The 17,453-nt window shown below is 64.8% G+C and carries 18 protein-coding genes and 1 tRNA gene; 10 read left to right on the top strand and 9 right to left on the bottom strand.

Annotated elements, in window-relative coordinates; all coding sequences use genetic code 11:
* The first annotated feature begins 69 nt into the window (after nt 1-69).
* On the top strand, nt 70-240 hold the full coding sequence (gene rpsU, locus KBY85_RS05110) for a 30S ribosomal protein S21 (RefSeq protein WP_010304532.1): 171 nt from the start codon (nt 70-72) through the stop codon (nt 238-240).
* Nucleotides 241-262: 22 nt separating this feature from the next.
* On the opposite strand, the gene KBY85_RS05105 is transcribed toward rpsU, so the two are convergent.
* Entirely contained in the window at nt 263-1,846 is a 1,584-nt protein-coding gene (locus KBY85_RS05105; protein ID WP_254960448.1) for a YifB family Mg chelatase-like AAA ATPase, read from the bottom strand.
* Nucleotides 1,847-1,902: 56 nt separating this feature from the next.
* On the opposite strand from KBY85_RS05105, the gene KBY85_RS05100 reads away from it, so the two are divergent.
* From KBY85_RS05100 to KBY85_RS05090, 3 genes are read left to right on the top strand one after another with little or no spacing between them, the layout of a single operon-like run.
* A complete protein-coding gene (locus tag KBY85_RS05100; RefSeq protein ID WP_254930962.1) occupies nt 1,903-2,244 on the top strand; it encodes a histidine triad nucleotide-binding protein in 342 nt (113 codons plus the stop codon).
* Nucleotides 2,245-2,282: 38 nt separating this feature from the next.
* The gene (locus KBY85_RS05095) at nt 2,283-4,274 is read left to right on the top strand and encodes an ABC transporter ATP-binding protein/permease (protein WP_254960447.1); all 1,992 of its coding nucleotides are present in this window, start codon (nt 2,283-2,285) and stop codon (nt 4,272-4,274) included.
* A gap of 16 nt (nt 4,275-4,290) precedes the next feature.
* The gene (locus KBY85_RS05090; RefSeq protein WP_254960446.1) at nt 4,291-4,491 is read left to right on the top strand and encodes a chlorophyll a/b-binding protein; all 201 of its coding nucleotides are present in this window, start codon (nt 4,291-4,293) and stop codon (nt 4,489-4,491) included.
* A gap of 12 nt (nt 4,492-4,503) precedes the next feature.
* Here KBY85_RS05090 and KBY85_RS05085 read toward each other — a convergent pair whose 3' ends face one another.
* The 4 genes from KBY85_RS05085 to psbX form a co-directional block, all read right to left on the bottom strand.
* Nucleotides 4,504-4,992, bottom strand: coding sequence for a hypothetical protein (locus KBY85_RS05085; RefSeq protein WP_254960445.1), 489 nt, complete (start codon nt 4,990-4,992; stop codon nt 4,504-4,506).
* The gene (locus KBY85_RS05080) at nt 4,989-5,534 is read right to left on the bottom strand and encodes a Tol biopolymer transporter periplasmic protein (protein WP_254960444.1); all 546 of its coding nucleotides are present in this window, start codon (nt 5,532-5,534) and stop codon (nt 4,989-4,991) included. Before KBY85_RS05080 ends, KBY85_RS05085 begins: the two co-directional genes overlap by 4 nt.
* A 35-nt stretch (nt 5,535-5,569) precedes the next feature.
* Entirely contained in the window at nt 5,570-6,466 is an 897-nt protein-coding gene (locus KBY85_RS05075; RefSeq protein WP_254960443.1) for a Ycf66 family protein, read from the bottom strand.
* A gap of 85 nt (nt 6,467-6,551) precedes the next feature.
* Nucleotides 6,552-6,674, bottom strand: a complete 123-nt coding sequence (gene psbX, locus KBY85_RS05070; RefSeq protein ID WP_106632598.1) for a photosystem II reaction center X protein — start codon at nt 6,672-6,674, stop codon at nt 6,552-6,554.
* 90 nt (nt 6,675-6,764) lie between these two features.
* Between psbX and KBY85_RS05065 the strand changes: the two genes are divergently transcribed.
* Nucleotides 6,765-7,109: a YggT family protein gene (locus KBY85_RS05065; protein ID WP_106632599.1), complete on the top strand. Its 345-nt coding sequence runs from the start codon at nt 6,765-6,767 to the stop codon at nt 7,107-7,109.
* A 13-nt stretch (nt 7,110-7,122) separates the two neighbouring features.
* On the opposite strand, the gene accC is transcribed toward KBY85_RS05065, so the two are convergent.
* On the bottom strand, nt 7,123-8,481 hold the full coding sequence (accC, locus tag KBY85_RS05060; protein WP_254937700.1) for an acetyl-CoA carboxylase biotin carboxylase subunit: 1,359 nt from the start codon (nt 8,479-8,481) through the stop codon (nt 7,123-7,125).
* A gap of 130 nt (nt 8,482-8,611) precedes the next feature.
* Here accC and KBY85_RS05055 point away from each other — a divergent pair.
* The 3 genes from KBY85_RS05055 to msrB all read left to right on the top strand — a co-directional run bounded on the left by KBY85_RS05055 (nt 8,612) and on the right by msrB (nt 10,484).
* Nucleotides 8,612-8,693 (top strand) — tRNA-Leu (locus KBY85_RS05055).
* A gap of 16 nt (nt 8,694-8,709) precedes the next feature.
* Nucleotides 8,710-10,005 (top strand): glycosyl transferase, encoded by a 1,296-nt coding sequence (locus KBY85_RS05050; RefSeq protein ID WP_254960485.1) that lies wholly within the window; start codon nt 8,710-8,712, stop codon nt 10,003-10,005.
* A gap of 35 nt (nt 10,006-10,040) precedes the next feature.
* The gene (msrB, locus tag KBY85_RS05045) at nt 10,041-10,484 is read left to right on the top strand and encodes a peptide-methionine (R)-S-oxide reductase MsrB (protein ID WP_254960442.1); all 444 of its coding nucleotides are present in this window, start codon (nt 10,041-10,043) and stop codon (nt 10,482-10,484) included.
* Nucleotides 10,485-10,515: 31 nt separating this feature from the next.
* Here msrB and KBY85_RS05040 read toward each other — a convergent pair whose 3' ends face one another.
* The gene (locus KBY85_RS05040; RefSeq protein ID WP_254960441.1) at nt 10,516-11,607 is read right to left on the bottom strand and encodes a PRC-barrel domain-containing protein; all 1,092 of its coding nucleotides are present in this window, start codon (nt 11,605-11,607) and stop codon (nt 10,516-10,518) included.
* 68 nt (nt 11,608-11,675) lie between these two features.
* Nucleotides 11,676-15,299: a chromosome segregation protein SMC gene (smc, locus tag KBY85_RS05035; protein ID WP_254960440.1), complete on the bottom strand. Its 3,624-nt coding sequence runs from the start codon at nt 15,297-15,299 to the stop codon at nt 11,676-11,678.
* A gap of 117 nt (nt 15,300-15,416) precedes the next feature.
* Here smc and KBY85_RS05030 point away from each other — a divergent pair, with 117 nt between their 5' ends.
* A complete protein-coding gene (locus KBY85_RS05030) occupies nt 15,417-15,839 on the top strand; it encodes a glycine zipper domain-containing protein (protein WP_254960439.1) in 423 nt (140 codons plus the stop codon).
* Nucleotides 15,836-16,222, top strand: a complete 387-nt coding sequence (locus KBY85_RS05025; RefSeq protein WP_254960438.1) for a phage holin family protein — start codon at nt 15,836-15,838, stop codon at nt 16,220-16,222. The genes KBY85_RS05030 and KBY85_RS05025 overlap by 4 nt, the downstream gene beginning before the upstream one ends.
* On the opposite strand, the gene KBY85_RS05020 is transcribed toward KBY85_RS05025, so the two are convergent.
* On the bottom strand, nt 16,219-17,385 hold the full coding sequence (locus tag KBY85_RS05020; RefSeq protein ID WP_254931636.1) for a class I SAM-dependent RNA methyltransferase: 1,167 nt from the start codon (nt 17,383-17,385) through the stop codon (nt 16,219-16,221). The two genes, KBY85_RS05025 and KBY85_RS05020, sit on opposite strands and share 4 nt — an antisense overlap.
* Nucleotides 17,386-17,453: the final 68 nt, after the last annotated feature.

Here is a 17,453-nt window from a genome sequence, read left to right as displayed (position 1 = left end):
CAGGGGGGAGTGGTGTGAGCGGAAAGGCAGTTGCTACATTGGCAAGCTCTGTGAGCAGCGCAGCGCTTCATGACCCAGGTCACCGTCGGCGAAAACGAAGGGATTGAATCGGCCCTGCGTCGCTTTAAGCGCCAGGTGTCTAAGGCGGGCATCTTCGCTGACCTAAAGCGTCTGCGTCACCACGAGACACCTGTTGAGAAGTACAAGCGCAAGGCCCAGCAGCGCCGCCGCCGCCGTTGATCGCTTTGATCTGGTCTCCCGCTTAGCGAGATACCCCTTGATCAAACGACCGGTAGGTAAGCGCTTCGGCAATTGCAGTTGCGTCAATACTGGCTTGATCGTTTAGGTCGGCGATCGTTTGGGCAACCCGCAGCAGCCGGGCGCCAGCCCGGGCACTGAGCTGCCGGTGCTGAATCGCAGCCTCCCACACTTCTAAGGCTTCGCTTTCCAGTTGAAGCACTTGCTGCAGCTGACCTCCGGCGATGCGGCTGTTGCAGCAGCCCCCGGGATTGCGGGCAGCCATGTGGGCCCGGGCCCGGCGGACTCTTGCTCGCACCTCAGCGCTTGATTCGTCGCTGGCCGGGCTGCCGCCCTGGTCCCTAAACGGTGCCGTTAGGGCGGCGCTGGATGGCCGTCTCATCACCACCTGCAAATCAATGCGATCCAGCAGGGGGCCCGACAACCGGCCCCAGTAGCGCCGCCGCTGGCCCTCCCCGCAGCTGCAGCTGCGCTCTGGGTCGCCAAACCAGCCACAGGGGCAGGGATTGGCCGCGGCCACCAGGGTGATGCGGCAGGGGAAGCGAGTTCGCTGGCGGGCGCGGTGAATCCAGACTTCGCCGTCTTCTAGGGGCTGGCGCAATTGGTCGAGCACGGACCGGCGAAATTCGGCCAGCTCATCGAGAAACAGCACTCCGTGGTGGGCCAGGGCCAGCTCTCCCGGTCTGGGTTGGCCACCTCCACCTATCAGCCCCGGCCCGGAGCAGCTGTGGTGGGGGCTGCGAAACGGGCGCGTTTGCAGCAAGCCCTGGCTGCTGTCCAGTAGTCCCGCCACCGAGTGGACGGCGGTGAGCTCAAGGGCCTCCGCTGGATCGAGCGGGGGTAGCAGCCCCGCCAGGCGCTGGGCCAGCATTGTTTTGCCGCTGCCGGGTGGGCCGCAGAGCAGCAGGTGGTGGCCTCCGGCTGCTGCGATCTCCAGGGCCCGGCGTCCGTGGGGCTGCCCTTTGACGTCGGCAAGATCTTCAGCTGCGGGCCTGGCGGTTATCTGCGCGTTGGCTTGTTTAAGCGCGATGGCGGAGGCGGGGGCACGGGCACGGGCAGGGGCGGCCGGACGGGCCCGCGGATGCTGCAGTCGCCATAAGGCCTGGCCGAGATCGGCGGCGCCCCACACCCGCAGCCCCTCCACCAATGCGGCCTCCCAGGCATTGGCCTGGGGCACGACCAAGGCCCGGGCGCCATGGTTCCGGGCTGCAATCGCAATCGCCAGCACCCCCCGGATCGGCCGCAAGCTGCCGTCCAGCCCCAGCTCCCCGGCGCTCCAAACCTCGTTGTTGCTGGCGGCATCCAGCTGGCCACTGGCCAGTAGCAGGCCCAGGGCGATCGGCAGGTCAAAAGCCGGCCCCTCCTTGCGCAGGTCGGCGGGGGCCAGATTCACCACCACCCGCGTCAGCGGCACCTTCAGGCTGCTGTGGCGAATGGCCGAGCGCACCCGCTCCCGGGCTTCTTGCACAGCCGCATCGGCCAGGCCCACCAGCTGCAGGCCCGGCAAGCCGGGAGCCAGATCCACCTCCACCAGCACTGGCCTGGCCTCCAGACCCTGCAGCGCCGCCGTCTTGCACCGTGCCAACATCACGCCATGTGCTACTACACCGTTAGTGCCACCCCTGTCCCACCCCCGTTGCTTTTGTGAGCCAAGACACGATCTTTGGGCGCATCCTCCGCGGCGAGATCCCCTGCGATCAGGTGTATGCCGATGAGCATTGCCTGGCTTTTCGCGATGTAACGCCCCAGGCTCCGGTCCATGTGCTGGTGATTCCACGCCAGCCGATCGCCCAGCTTGCTGATGCCACTGCCGGGCACGAGCTCCTGCTCGGCCACCTCTTGCTTGTGGCTGCCCAGGTGGCCCGCCAGGAGGGTCTGGAGTCGTTTCGCACAGTGATCAACAGCGGCGCGGATGCGGGCCAGACCGTGTTTCACCTGCATGTGCATGTGCTAGGGGGGCGTCCGCTGGCCTGGCCCCCGGGCTGACCGCGGGCCCGCGACAATGACCTGATTCGACCTGCCCCATGAACCCCCTCAAGGCTCTTCGCGGTCAACTGGCGAAGTTGCAACGCCTGGCCCAGCCCTATTTCCTGCCGGTAGACGACACCAAGAGCTGGCAGTTTCTACTGCTGGTGGTGGCATTGCTTGCGGTGGTCGTAGGTAGCACCTTGTTGCTGCTCACTGGGGTTTTGGCCCTGACCGGCGCCGTGATTCCCGAATTGCGCAGCCGTTTCCTGCCCGGGGTGCCCGAGCAGGTGGCAGCAATTTGGAACAGCCCGATCGGGCCGCTGGTGATGGTGCTGCTGGCCGGTGGGCTGGGCTGTTTTGTGGCTTTCCGAGGCAAGTTGCGTCACGGGCGCTGGTTGCCCTGGTTGTTGATGGCGGTGATCACCCTGCTGATCCTGGTTGTCAATGGTATCAATGTGGGGATTAGCTATGTAGCTCGCAACATCGAAAATGCTCTGGTCGGCTACAAGGCTGAGGAGTTTTGGAAGATCGTTGCTATTTATGCTTTTTGCTTGGTTATAGCTCTGCCGATCAGGGCTATTCAGAGTTATTTAATCCCCAAGCTTGGCCTGCTGTGGCGCGAGTGGCTGAGCGGCCGCCTGTTGAGCCGATACCTTTCAAATCGGGCTTATTACGTTCTCAATCCAAATGATGAGTCAATCGAGGAGATTGATAACCCCGATCAGCGCATTTCACAAGACGCGGCCAGCTTCACCGGCACCAGTCTCAGTGTCACGGTTGAGATAATATCTGCCCTGCTCACTTTCGTCAGTTTTATAATTGTATTGTGGACTATCAGCGACAAGTTGGCCTTGGTGCTGCTTGTCTACTCTGTTGGTGGCACAGGTCTAATTGTTTTTGCCAGCCGGAAGCTGGTGAACTTGAACTATCAACAGCTCAAGCTTGAGGCTGATTTTCGCTATGGGCTGGTCCATATTCGCGATAACGCTGAATCGATTGCTTTCTATCGGGGCGAGCAACAGGAGGGTCGTGAGGCAGGCAGGAGGCTGGAAGGGGCTATTAGAAATTATGAGCGCCTGATCATCTGGGAAGCGCTCATTAGTGTCATTCAGCGTTCCTATGATTATTTTTCTCGCTTCCTGCCTTGGCTGGTAATAGCTCCTATTTATTTCGCTAAAGATGTCGATTTTGGAGTCTTTGGCCAGGCAAGTATTGCTTTCAGTCAGGTGCTATTTTCGGTGAGTTATATTGTTAATAACATCGATCGTCTTGCGGCGTTCTCTGCTTCGATCAGCCGGCTTGAGGGTTTTCAGGGCAAGGTTGATTCAATCGGCATTGAAGCTGCAGCGCTTGAAGCCCAGTTGGCCGCCACGAGCACCGGTAGCAGTGGAAATTCGATCCTGGTTAGCCATGTCGATTTGGTGCCGCCCCGCACCAATCGCACCTTGATCCGCGACCTCAGTGTTGAGGTGAATCTTCATCAGCGTTTACTGGTTGTGGGCCCATCGGGCTGCGGCAAAACCTCTTTTCTGCGCATGGTCAGTGGTCTGTGGCCCCCGGCTGCTGGCCGGGTGGAGCGTCCCAGCGAGGGAGATCTGCTGTTCATTCCCCAGAAGCCCTACATGCTGCTTGGCAGCCTGCGCGAGCAGCTTTGCTATCCGCTCCAGCCTGATCGCTTTAGTGACGAACAGCTGCGCCATGTTTTGGAGCAGGTGCGGCTGCCCGAGCTTGTTGGGCGCTACCCCGATCTCGACATCATTCAGGATTGGCCTCGCCTGCTTTCCCTGGGCGAGCAACAGCGTTTGGCCTTTGCACGTCTGCTGCTCAATTCACCGAGTTTTGTTGTCCTAGATGAGGCCACCAGCGCACTCGATGTGGCAACTGAGCGTCACCTTTATTGCCTGCTGGCTGAGCGGGAGATGGCTTTTGTGAGCGTCGGTCATAGGCCCACCCTCACCGCCTTCCATGACACCGTGCTGGAGCTCGATGGCAGCGGCAACTGGCGGCTGCTACCCGCGGCCGGCTATGAAGTGGGCCGCCACGCCTGATCCCCTACCTGACCCCATGCCTGAACCAAGCCCCGACCAGACCCCAGAAATCAGCCCTACAACCAGTGCAACAACTAGCGAAGTGCCTGCCTTTGGTTGGAGCGGCTACGCCGAGCGGGTGAATGGTCGCTTTGCCATGGTGGGCTTCATTGCCCTGCTGCTGATCGAAGCCCTGAGCGGCGAGACGTTTCTGCGCTGGTCTGGCCTGGTGCCCTGAGCGTCTGGTGCCCTATGGAATTTGCACCAGATCCACCTGCCAGATCCCGCCCCTGCTCACCTGAACAGCTAGCTGGCGACCATCGGCCTGCAGCTGCACCTGGCGGGCAACTCCGCTGGGGACCATCGGTATGGGTTGCAGGCTCTGCACCGAACGCCGGTAGAGCACCAGCTCGGTGCGTCCCTCCAGCTGCCGCACCAGGGCAATTCGCTCTCCTGCTGCGTCGACGCTGACGCTCACCGGTTGGGCATCGGCCCGGTTGAGGCCCGGTAGGTCTATGGGCTGCTGGCGCTCCAGATCCAGCAGCAGCACTTGTTCGCGGCCGCCCCTGCCGCTGATTAGGGCCAGCCAGCGCCCTGAAAGGGCTGGATCCCGGTTGGCACCTATGGCTTCCAGCCGGGAGTTGAGCGGCACTATGGGCTGCGGCATGGGGGCAAGGCAGCCACCCAGCAGCAGGCCGGTTGCTGCCGCAATGGCTCTTTTTGCTAATGAGCTCCTCATGGCGAGGGCTCCGCTCCGCCCCCCTGAACGGCAAGGCCGCCGGGCAGGTCTGGCTCAAGAAGGCTGCGCAGATCAAACAGCTGCACGCGCCACTGGCCAGCCTGGGCCACCTGCACCGCCAGCTGGCGTGCCTCCGGGGACAGGCTGAGGCGCACTGAAGTGCTGTCCGCCGGTAGGGGAAGCCGGTGCAGGTTGCCGTTGGCTCGGTCTTCGATCAGGGCCAGTCTTTGGTTTCCCTGTTGCACCAGGGCCGCCACGTAGCGACCGTTCCAGCTGAGGGAGGGGGAGCTGTGGGGCTGGCGGTTTTGGAAATGGCGCAGGGGCACTATTCGGCCGCTGGGCTGCTCCTGCAAAAGCAGGGTGGCCCGGCCACCTCGATCAACCACTGAGGCAAGAAATCGCCCCTGGCCGCTGAGGGCGGGTTCTTGGCGACTGTTGCCGTTGAACACCCCAACCGGGCCAGCACTGCGACGGGCCAGCCACGCTCCACCTGAACAGCCGCTGATAAGCAAGCTCAGGGTTGTCAGCAGCAGGGCAGACACCCCTAGGGGACCAAATATGTTGACGGCGAAAAGCTTCAGTCGTCGAAGCGGGAGCTGTTGTCCCGGGGGCTAATGCCTCGGGGGCTGGGCTCGGGGCGACTGGAGGGTTTCACTGGCGTGAAGTCCGCATCACTGATATCGCTTGCCGCTGGGCGATTGCTTCTGCCGCTGGCAGGGGTTGCTGGGCTGATCGGTGAGCCTTGGGGTACTCCCGCTGGTTGGGATGCCCTAGGAGCTTCTGAGGCCGAAGCAGGGGCCGTGGGCGCGGGCCTGCGGCTGGAGCGAGGCATGGCCTCACTAGCGGCTGTCGGCCGGCTGCCCCGTCGTGGCTCTACTGCGCCATCTCGATCACGCCTGCGGGCACCGAAATCGATACTGGGCCGGCTAGAGCTTTGGGGTGCCCAATCCTCTTGGGGAGGGCGGCGGCTGGCGGCCCTTTCAGGGATTGCGGCCCTACTGCTGGGACGGGGTGCCCGGTAAAAATCTTCCTCATCTGGCTCATCGCTTTCGCCGCGGGAGGGGATGCGGCGCCTAAGCGGCTCGGGCTCATCAAAGCTATCTGTAGAGGCCTCCCCCCAGGCGCGGCCACCCATCCTCGGCCTGTAGGGGCCTGGTTCAGGCATTGGTTCGTCGTCGTCGAAGTAGGACGACCGGCGAGCCTGCTCCGTGGTTACCCCCCGCAGGCGCACACTTTCGTAGGCGAAAAAGACCGTGGTGCCGGCGAGCAGAAACTGACCAAATTGCAGGATTGGATCGAGGCGCCAACCCTGAAAAAACAGGATGCCGCCGCAGAGTAACCCAATTGCAGCGAAAAAGACGTCGTAATCGCGGGCGAGTGCGGGCTTGAAGCTCCGCATGAAATAAAGCAGTGCACCGCCCACCGCAAGCACTATGCCCACGATGCTGGCCCAATTCAGGCTGGCATTAACCACGGTTTTTCACCCGACAGTCAGTCTCGTCAGTGTAGGCAGTTGAGCCCGAGCAGCTAGAGACCTGGAGATACTCAGGTGCAGGAGCTCAAAGGCGACGATCAAGCTGATCGTTTTGGCTGATCAGCACTAGCCCGATTGTGATGGGCACCACCACGATCACGGCGCCGGCAAGCAGGCTGGTCAGGAAATTGGCCAGGGATGGCGTCATGGCAGGAACAGCTCTATGGCTTGATTCGTGGCCCGATCCTAGGCAGTGGTGGCGGCTTCCTACGCTGGGAGCCCAGCTACTTAGAGCTTTGTGACGGCAGCCACCTCCCTACCCCAGTCCTGGCTGCCGTTGTTGTCGGGCTTGCACTTGGCCCTGGCCTTGGGACTGGCGCTTTGGACCTTGCTTTTTCTGTTTCGTATCGTGCTCACCTGGTATCCCCAGATTGATCTGAGCCGCGGAGCGATGCGCCTGGTCGGAGCCCCTACCGAGCCCTTGCTTGCCCTCACCCGTCGGCTGATCAAACCGATCGGTGGCGTTGATGTGACGCCGGTGGTGTGGGTGGGTCTGCTCAGCCTGGTGCGAGAAATTTTGGTGGGGCAGCAGGGGCTTGTCAGTCAGGTGCTGTTTCGGGCCCAGAGCGTCGGGATCGGCTGAACTCAGATCCGGCTTAGCTGCCCTTCTGCGGAAGCATGTCCTGTTCGACAAATTTGGTGTGTACGTCGCCCGCCTGGAATTCAGGGCGATCCAGCAATTGCAGGTGAAAGTCGATGGTGGTGGGAATGCCGGTCACCGCGCATTCCGATAGGGCCCGGCGCAGCCGCCTGAGGGCGTGGGGGCGATCGGTGCCCCAGACGATCACCTTGCCGATCAAGGAGTCGTAGAAGGGCGGGATCTCATAGCCGGTGTACACGTGGCTATCGACCCGCACGCCGGGGCCGCCAGGAGGTAGCCAGCCGGTGATTTTGCCGGGGGCGGGCCGGAAGTTTTGGCGGGGGTCTTCGGCATTAATGCGCGCCTCGATGGCGTGCCCGCAGAGCTTGATCTGGTCTTGGGTGACCGAGATCGGCTCCCCACCGGCAATACGCAACTGCTCGGCGATCAGATCTACCCCTGTGACCATCTCGGTGACCGGATGTTCCACCTGGATCCGGGTATTCATTTCCATGAAATAAAACGCCCCGCTGCGGTCCACCAGGAATTCCACGGTGCCGGCGCCCTCGTAGCCAATGGTGCGGGCGGCGGCCACGGCGGCATCGCCCATCTGGCGGCGCAGGTCGGCGTTGATGGCCACGCTCGGGGCCTCTTCCAGCAGCTTTTGGTGGCGGCGCTGGATCGAGCAGTCGCGTTCGCCCAGGTGAATCACGTTGCCGTGGCGATCGGCCAGCACCTGCACTTCCACGTGCCGGGGCCGGTCGATAAATTTCTCCATGTACAGGCCAGGGTTGCCGAAGGCAGCCTCCGCTTCTCCTTGGGCCGCTTTGAACAGGCTCTCGAGTTGATCGGGCCCAGGCACCAGGCGCATGCCGCGGCCGCCGCCACCAGCGGTGGCTTTGATCATCACCGGGTAGCCCATCGATTCGGCCAATCGCGCAGCCGCCTCCGGGCTGGCCAGCAAGCCGGCACTACCGGGGATGGTGGGCACCCCCACCCGCTCCATTGTGGCCTTAGCGGTCGACTTATCTCCCATCGAGCGGATGGCCTCGGGGGAGGGACCCACAAACGTGATGCCGTGGTCGGCGCAGATCTCGGCGAAGCGATCGTTTTCGGCCAGGAAGCCGTAGCCGGGGTGAATTGCGTCAGCACCCCGGGAGGTGGCCGCCGCCAAAATGTTTGGGATGTGGAGGTAGCTCTTGCTGCTGGGCGCCTCTCCAACGCAAACGGCTTCGTCGGCGAGCTGCACGTGCAGGGCGTTTTTATCCACCGTGCTGTAAACGGCGACGGTGGGAATGCCGAGCTCCCGGCAGGTGCGCAGGATGCGTAGGGCTATTTCGCCACGGTTGGCGATCAGCAACTTGCCGATGGGCATCCGCGGCGTCTCAGCTGATATGGGCTGAGGCGGACTGTATCAGTGCTGCCTGGACAGCTCCCTCAGACGATTCTGGTGCCGGCGATGGGTATATTGCTCGCACCGGAACGCTTAGCGATCCGAACCACATGCGGATGTGGTGGAATTGGTAGACACGCACGTTTGAGGGGCGTGTGGCTTCGGCCTTACGAGTTCAAGTCTCGTCATCCGCATTTCTTAATTCGAGCCATCCAGGCCTTGCCCGAATCGATCCGGCCCTCGGCAGCGATCGTGCTTGTCAGCAACGGCCCCGGAGAGCTGTCTACTTGGGTTCGTCCCCTCGCCCAGCGCCTGCATCGCCAGATACCGCTGCGGCCTGAGGTGCCTACGGCCGCCTGCAGCCTCAAGTTGCTGCTTGTGCCCTGTCCAAACGGCACGGGACAGGAGCATCGAGCCGCCGCCGCTTGGGGCCTGTTTGAGCGCATAGTGCCAGCTCGTCAATTTTGGTCGCTGCTACTGCGCCCCAAGCGGTTTGGTCCCTGGCCCCGCCAGGGACTGGTGGTGTTTTTAGGGGGTGATCAGTTTTGGACTGTGCTGCTCTCGGCACGGCTGGGTTACCGCCATCTCACCTATGCGGAATGGGTGGCCCGCTGGCCCCGCTGGAACGACCGCATCGCTGCCATGGGACCCCTGGCTGCTGACCAGTTGGCACCGCGTTGGGCATCCCGCTGCACGGTGGTAGGTGACCTGATGGCAGACCTCTCGGAGTCGGCCCGCAGCGAGGCGCCCTTGCCGGCAGGGGAGTGGTTGGCGCTGCTGCCGGGCTCGAAGCGGGCCAAGTTGCGTGTGGGCATGCCGTTTTTGCTGGAGACGGCCGATCGGCTGGCGGCCCTTCGTCCTGGCTGTCGCTTTCTGTTGCCCCTGGCTCCCACCACTGCGGTGGAGGAGCTGCTGAATCAGGCTGGCCCCGCCAATCCGATCGCCCGTACCTACCGGTCGGGTCAGCCCCGCCTGCTGGCTCCGGATCTACTTGAGACGCCAGCTGGCACCAGGATTCGGCTGGTTCGGGAGAATCCGGCTTACGGCAGCTTGAGCCAGTGTTCCCTGGCCCTCACCACCGTGGGCGCCAACACCGCCGAACTGGCTGCTTTGGGGGTGCCGATGCTGGTGCTGGTGCCAACCCAGCACTTGCACGTCATGCAGGCCTGGGATGGACTGGCCGGAATGCTGGGGCGGTTGCCCCTGCTGCGCTGGCTGTTTGGGGTGCTGATTACGGCCTGGCGCCTGCGCCACCGGGGCTTTCTGGCCTCTCCCAACATTGCCGCTGGCCGCTTGGTGGTGCCTGAGCGGGTTGGGGCGATCACCCCTGAGGCCATCGCCGCCGAAGCCGCCGACTGGCTGGCGGCACCGGAGCGACTGGAGCAGATGCGCGCCGATCTGCGCAGCCTGCGAGGCCAGCCGGGGGCGGTGGCCAGCCTGGCGGCCCTGGTGCAGGAGCTGCTGCCCCCAGAGCTGAGTGCCTCTGACCTGAACATCCCCAACTGAGCTGCCTAGGCTTGCGACTCATTTCGCTGAGTTCGATGGTCGACGCTGCTAGTTCTTCCGACCCTTCAGCCTGCGGCCTCGACAGTGGCTTGGCCCGCGGGGCCAGCGAGGAGCAGTGGCGCCAGCAGCTGACGCCTGAGCAGTTCCGGGTTGCCCGCCAGGGCGGCACCGAGCGTGCCTTCAGCGGCGCTTACTGGACCCAGAATGGCAATGGCAGCTACCACTGCATCTGCTGTGATGCCGAGCTTTACAGCAGCGCCACTAAGTTTGATTCCGGTACCGGCTGGCCCAGCTTCTGGGATGGGGTAAGCGCTGCTGCCATCAGCACCCACACCGATAACGCCCACGGCATGGTGCGCACCGAAATTCGCTGCGCTAATTGCGACGCCCACCTTGGCCACGTCTTCAACGACGGCCCGGCCCCAACCGGTCAGCGCCACTGCGTCAATTCGGCGTCCCTTGCTTTCAAGGCGAGCTGAGAGGGCTATTGAGCCTCGATCCTGGACTGTTTTACCAGGGATCTTCTAGGTCGTTGCTGGCCAGGTCTTCAGCCTCCACATCCAGGGGTTCGCGGTAGGGGGTGGGGGCGGGCCGCCTCTCTAGGGGGCGAGTTTCTCGTGGTCTAGGTTCTAGTGGTCGAGCATCAAGAGATCGAGCCTCGATGGGGCGTGCCTGCTTGGGCAGGGGTTCGGCCTGCAGGGGGCGGCGACTGGGTTCAGCTGGACGCTCGTCGTAGCGGGGTTCTTCGTAACTTGATTCCTCGTAACGCGGTTGCTCGTAGCGGCTCTCCTCCTCGTCGAGGTAGCGGCGCTGGCGCAGGGGTTCCCGTTGGCGCTGCTCATCGAGTTCGACGTAATCGAACTCCTCATCGGGCTCGAAGGTCTGGCTGGTGGCCGGCTGGATGCGGCGCTGTTCCTGCACTGCCGGCTGGCCTGCAGCCAGTTGGTTTTCCACGGGCACCATTCCGGTGCGGTATCGATCCCGCTCCTCTTGCTCCCAGCTCGGCCCACCAATACCAAGCTTCTCCAGTAGCCCGGAGCCCAACTGCTTGAGCTTGTCTTCGGCGCCCTCGTAAACAATGATTCGATCCGGCCCGCTGCTGACGATTTCCTCAACCGTGAGCTCCCAGGTGCTCAGCACGCCTTCACCCAGCAGGGGCACTCCCAGGGCGCCGATCACCAGGGTGGCCAGCTCGCCGGTTTCGATGTCGAAGCTGAAGCCCAGCACCCGGCCCAGCTGGTCGCCCGCTTCGGTGATCACCTGGCAGTTGATCACCTTGCTGTAACGGTCAGGGTTGAAGCCCTCCGCCAGCGAATCGGCGGAATCAACCAGGATCACATCGCCCACCTGGCGGATCCGGTCGAGGGGCATCCAGCGCGGCAGGCCTGGCAGGAAGCGGGTCAGAGGGTTGTCGCGCAGGCCCAGCGCCACCACTTCGCGCCGGTCGACATCCACCACTACCTCGCCCACCACGCCCAGCCGGCGGCCGGTGTCGCGGGTGATCACCTGGGTGCCCATCAGCTCGGAGCGCAACCAGAGGCGATCACTTGGGGCGGCAGCCGTTGCCCCGGGATCAGAGGAAGGGGGGATGGAGGAGGTCAATGAAAGGGTCGTACCCGTGGCCCAGTCGGCCCATTGTGGCTCACCTGCTCCGCTGGGGAAGGGGCGGCTCAGGCAGCGGGCGGTAACCCGACCACCTGGGTGTGGGCGCCCCGGGCCTGGGTGACACCAATGGTGCGGGTTGCGGCGGCGATCATCGGGCGCCGGTGGCTCACCACCATGAATTGGGCCTGGTCTGCCTGGCCGGCAATCAGGGCGGCGAGGCGCTCCACGTTGACGCCGTCGAGAAAGCTGTCGACTTCGTCTAATGCATAGAAGGGCGAAGGGCGGAAGCGCTGCAGGGCAAACAGGAAGCTCAGCGCCGTGAGCGATTTCTCGCCGCCACTCATGGAGTTGAGCCGCCGCACCGCCTTGCCCTTGGGGTGGGCCACCAAGGTGAGGCCACCTTCAAGGGGTGCTTCCGGGTTTTCCAGCTGCAGTTGCCCCTCGCCGTCGGATAGCCCTTCAAAAATTGTGCGGAAATGGCCATCCACCGCTGTGAAGGCTTCAAGGAAGGCCTCCTGGCGCAGGGTGGCCACGGTTTCGATGCGCAGCAGCAGCTCTTCGCGCTCCTTGCTGAGCACTTCGAGCCGCTCCTCTAATTCCGCCAAGCGGGTTTCGAGCTGCTCAAGCTCCTCGAGGGCGAGCATGTTCACCGGTTCGAGGGCTTCCATCCGGCCCTGCAGGCTGCGCAGCTCCGCCTGCAGGGCTTCCAGACCCGCCTCCCGCACTTCTGCGGGAATCTCCGGCCTTGGCTCAGGCAGTTCCCGCTCCAGTTGTTCGAGGCGCAGCTGGTCGCCACGCTGCTGTTCGGCCAGCGATTCGATCTCCTCGCCGAGGCGTTGCAGTTCCCATTGGCGCTGTTGCAGGGCCTGGCGCTGGGCGGCCAGCTGGGCTTCGGCGGCATCGCGGGCGCGGCGGCTTTCGCCAAAGCGGGTTTGCAGCTGCTGCTGCTCGGCTGCCAAGGTGCTGCGCCGCAACTGATCCGCCTGGTGCTGCTCTTTCCAGCGAGCTCGCTCCTCCACCAGGGTGTGAACAGCGGCCACCAGCCGCTGTTCATCGGCGCTCAGGGCCTCGAGCTGGTTGCTGAGGCGCTCGGCGCTCAGGGCCCGTTCGCGCCGGGCCGCCAGCAGCCCATCACGCTGGCTGCGGGCCGCGGCCAGGGCCGAGTCGGCCGCCTCCAGCTCGCTCTGCAGCCCCTGCCAGCGGGCTGCATCGCCGGAGGATTGCACTGCAGCTTCGGCCTCTTCCAAGGCGAGGCGTTGTTGCTGCAGCGGCAACAGCAGGGATTCGAGTTGCTGCTGGCGCTGCAGATCGCTCTGCAAGGCCTCCTGCAGTTGGCCCAGGCGACTGCCCAGCTGCTGCTGCCGTTGCAGCTGGGGGGCTAGGGCTCGCTGGGCGGCGCTGCGCTCGGCCTCCAGGCCCGCCTGGCGCTGCTGGTGTGAGAGCAGCCGGGGGCGCAGGGTCTCGAGCTGCTGGCCCAGCTCGGCTTCCTTGCGTCGGCAGGCCAGCAGGCTCTCGCCCAGCTCCAGCAAGCGCTGGCGCAGGGGTGCGGCTTCGTCGCCGTCCTGGCTGCGCCCGAAGCTGAGCTGGCTGCCCCGCTGTTGCAGGCTGCCGCCGGTCATGGCGCCGCTCTTCTCCAGCAGTTCGCCGTCGAGGGTCACGGCCCGGCAGCGGCCCAGTTCGCGTCTGGCATTGGCCAGGCTGTCGAACACCAGGGTGTCGCCGAAGACGTAGCGGAACACCTCGGCGTAAACGGGCTCGTAACCCACCAGATCCACCGCCTTGCCCACCAGCCCACCGCTTGCAGGGCCACCGCTGCCCGCACCGCCTGCCGCGCCACCGCGTTGCAGGGCGGCTCCGCCACTACCACCGGAGCCCCCTCGAATCTTGTTGAGCGGCAGGAAGGTGAGCCGGCCTGCCCGGCGACTTTTGAGCAGCTCGATCGCGCGGGCGGCGATGCGGTCGTCGTCGACCACCACCTGGCCAAGGCGGCCGCCGGCGGCCACTTCCAGCGCCAGGCGCACCCGCTCCTCCACTTCGCCGAGCTGGGCCACCGGCCCGTGGATGCCGTCCATGCCAGCCTCCAGCAATACCCGCAGGGCACCGGTACCGCGGCTTTCCTGCAGGGTTTCGCGGCGGCTGTCCAGTCGGGCGATCTCGCGCTCGAGCTGGGTTTGCTCCTGCTCGAGGCGGCTGCGGGTTCGCTGCTGAAGGGCCAGGGCTTCGGCTAGCTCCTGCACCTGCTGCTGCTCCAGGCGGGTGGCTTCCAGCACCTGCTGCCAGCTGCTTTCGGTGGCCTCCAGTTGCTGCTGGGCACTGCGATGGCTGGCCCCTTCCTGCTGCTCTTCGGCGCCGAGCTCGGCCAGGCGCTCCTGGTGCTGCCGCAGCCGCTCCTGTAATTGCTGCCGCTCGGCCTCCAGGGGGCTGATCTGCTCGCCCAGCTGCTGGCGGGCGCGGCTGCGCTGTTGCTGTTCTTCCAACCAGCTGCCGGAGCGCCCCGCCACCTCGCCAAGCCGGCGGCGCGATAGCTCCACGGCGGCTTCGGCATCGCGGCAGCCGGCTTCGGCATCGCTGAGAGCGGCTTGGTCGGAACTGGCCTCGAGGGCCTGCTGCTGCTGGCGCAGCTCGCCCTGAGTGCGGGCCAGCTCGTGGCGCTGGCGTTGCAGGGCCTCGGCATCGAGCTGGTGTTTGCCTGCCTGGCGGGTTAGTTCGCGGCCACTGGCCTCAAGGCCTGCCAGCTCGGCCTGCACGGCGATCAGCTGATCTTCACCTAGGGCTTTTACCTCAGCTTGGAGTTGCTCGAGCACGGTGGCGGCGGCAGCCAGGCCCGTTTCTCCCTCGCTGATCGCCTCGCGTTCAGCCTGTTGCTGACTGGCGAGGCTGGCGCTGCGTTGCCGCAGGGCAGCCTGGTTCGCCTGGGCTGCTTCAAAGGCCAGCACCTGCTCCTGCAGGCGGCCGTTGTGGTGGCGCTGGCGCAGGTCTTGATAGGTGCGGGCTTTAGCGCAGTCGCGCTCAAGTTTCTGGCGGGAGCTGAGCAGCTCCTGCTGCACGATTGAGCAGCGCTCCTGACGCTCCTGCACCTCATCAAGCTTGCCGCGGCTCTGTTCGATGCGGCTGTCGAATAGGGCTACACCAGCCAGCTCGTCGATGATGCCGCGCCGGTCCCGGGCGCCCATCGAGACGATGCGGGTGACGTCACCCTGCATCACCACATTGCTGCCTTCAGGATCCACCCGTAGGCGCCGCAGCTGGCTTTGGAGCTGTTGCAAATTGCAACTCACCCCATCGGCGCTGAAGCTGCTGGCATAGGTGCCGCCGGGGGCAACCCGCAGGCGCCGGCTCACCGTCCACTCCTGTTGGCCTGGCTTGATCCAGGGCCCTTCTTCGGGCGGCTCCAGGCCTGCTTCGGCCTGGTCGGGTTGCCACTCACTGAGGTCAAAGCGCACGCTCACCGAGGTTTCGGCGGCCTTGCCCTCGCGCAGCATGGCGCTGTTGATTAGATCCGGCAGGCGATCTGCCCGCATGCCGCGGCTGCTGGCCAGGCCCAGACAAAACAACACCGCATCAAGGATGTTGCTTTTGCCGGAGCCGTTGGGGCCCGTGACCACCGTGAAACCTTCTTGCAGCGGGATCGTGATCGAGCCGCCAAAGGACTTGAAGTGGGTGAGCTCGACCTGATTGATGTGAACCAACAGGCCCGTGCGCCGAGCAGCAGAAATGTAGCGGAGGGTTTCGAAAGCTCAACCCCCTCCTTACCTTGAGGACTGAGCTTCGCAGTCGCCCCCTGTCCCCATGACCGCAGAACTGCCATGACCGCTGAAACGCCTCCCCGCGCCGCCAGCCCAGAGGGCTTCCGCGACCGTTTTGAGACCCTTATCCCCACGATTCAGCGGGAGTGGCCGGCCGTTGCCCGCCAGACCCTGGAGGCGACTCGGGGCAGTTTTGATGAAGTGGTTGAGGTGATTTCCAGCCAGACCGGCCGCACCGCTAGTGCGGTGAAGGACCAGTTGCTTGAGCTGCTCGAGGTGGCCGGGGACCAGACCAGCCGCCTAGCGGACAACCTGGCGCCCTTGGAGGCCCAGTTGGAAAACCTGCTCGATGAGCTCAACACCACCTTGCGGCCTCGTATTGAGAAGCCGGTGCGGGAGCGTCCGCTGATGGCGATCGGCATCGCCACCGGCGTCGGGGTGCTGCTCGGTCTGCTGCTCGCCTCAGGCCGGCGTTCCTCATGACGGATCCGAACTTGCCAGGCCCAGCCCGGGTGGCGGCCGGTCGGGTCGGCGCCTTGATGACCTCGGTGATGGACCTGCACGTGCGCATCGCCCTGCAGGAGGTGGACCGGGAGAAGCGGCGCCTGATCAGCGGTGGCCTGCTGATCAGCGGTGGCCTGGCGCTGCTGCTGTTGGCGCTGATCGGCGCCGAGCTGGCCCTGCTGCTGTGGCTGCACGACGCCCAGGGGCTGAGCTGGATCCACGCCGCCCTGGCGGTGGCTGCCCTGGATCTGCTGCTGGCCGGGGTGTTCGTGCGGTTGGGCGGCCAGCTGCTCAAGGGGCCCTACCTGCCCCAGACCACCGCCGGTCTCAGCAAAACCACTCGCGCAATCTTGGGTCGTTAACGCACCTCATAGTGCAGCCAGCGGCAGTCAATGCCTCCGTTGCTGATTGGGATGCGGCGGCTGGCCTTCATTTTGAGGGCGCCGGTGAGCTCCGGGTTGCCGCTCAGCAGCCACAGGCTCCAGCCGCCGCAACGCTCTTTCACTATGCGGCCCAGGTCGGCGTAGAGAGGCTCCAGAGCATCACGCTCGCCGATGCGCTCGCCATAGGGCGGGTTGCACACCAAGATGCCCGGCCCTGGTGGAGGCACGAAGTCGCGGCAGTCGCCCAGGCTCAGTTCCAGGGCACTTGCGATGCCGGCAGCCTCAGCGTTGCTGTGGGCTTGATCAAGCACGCCGGGTTCCTGTTCCATGCCAACGATCGGCGCCATGGGGTCTCCGCTGGGGAGCGTCTCTCGGGCCAGGGAGCTGGCCGCTTGCCGCTCTTGCTGCCAGAGCTGGGAGTCGAACTTTGGCCAGCGCTCCAGGGCGAAGCGGCGGCCCAGACCCGGCGCCCGGCCCAGGGCCATGCAGGCCGCCTCAATCAGCAGGGTGCCGGAGCCGCAAAGGGGGTCGGCCAGGGGCACCGAGCCATCCCAGCCGGTGAGGGCGATCAGGCCGGCGGCGAGGTTTTCCTTGAGCGGGGCCAGGCCCATGGCAGCCCGGTAGCCGCGGCGGTGCATGCTGCCGCCGCTGCCATCGAGGCTCAGGGCTGCTTCGCCGCCGCCAAGGTGCAGATGGATGGAGAGGTCGGGATCGTCTAGGTCAACGGAGGAGCGGGCGCCCCACTGCTGGCGCTGCAGATCCACCAGGGCATTTTTGACCTGCAGGGCGCTGTAGTGACTGTGGTTGAGGCCAGGAGCGCTGCCGGTGGCATCGACGCGGAAGGTGGCGCCAGGAGGCAGCCAGCGGCTCCAGTCGACGGCGCGCTGCACACCGTCGTAGAGCTCGTCCTTGCTGCGGCAGGGAAATTGAGCCAGTTCAAGCAGGAGCCGGAAGGGCAGGCGGGCTTGCAGGTGCAGCCGGTAGAAGCCAGCCAGGTCTGTTTGGAAGCGCACGGCCCGGCGTAGGCGTGCTGCGGCTTGGCAGCCCAAGGCCGTGAGCTCAGCTGCCGCGGCTTCTTCGAGCCCCGGTGGCACAACCGCTATGCCGCTGATTGATGTGCTGTTTGGTTCGGTGATGCCCACCCCTGCGCCTGCCCTTGCTTGCTGCCACAATGAACCAGTCTGGTTTCGGCCTGACTAGGTGGCTCACA

The sequence above is a fragment of the Cyanobium sp. BA5m-10 genome (assembly GCF_024346255.1).
In the GTDB taxonomy this organism is placed as follows: Bacteria; Cyanobacteriota; Cyanobacteriia; order PCC-6307; family Cyanobiaceae; genus Cyanobium_A; species Cyanobium_A usitatum.
The sequence above is the reverse complement of the archived record's forward strand: the minus strand, read 5'-3'. Positions and strand labels throughout refer to the sequence as shown.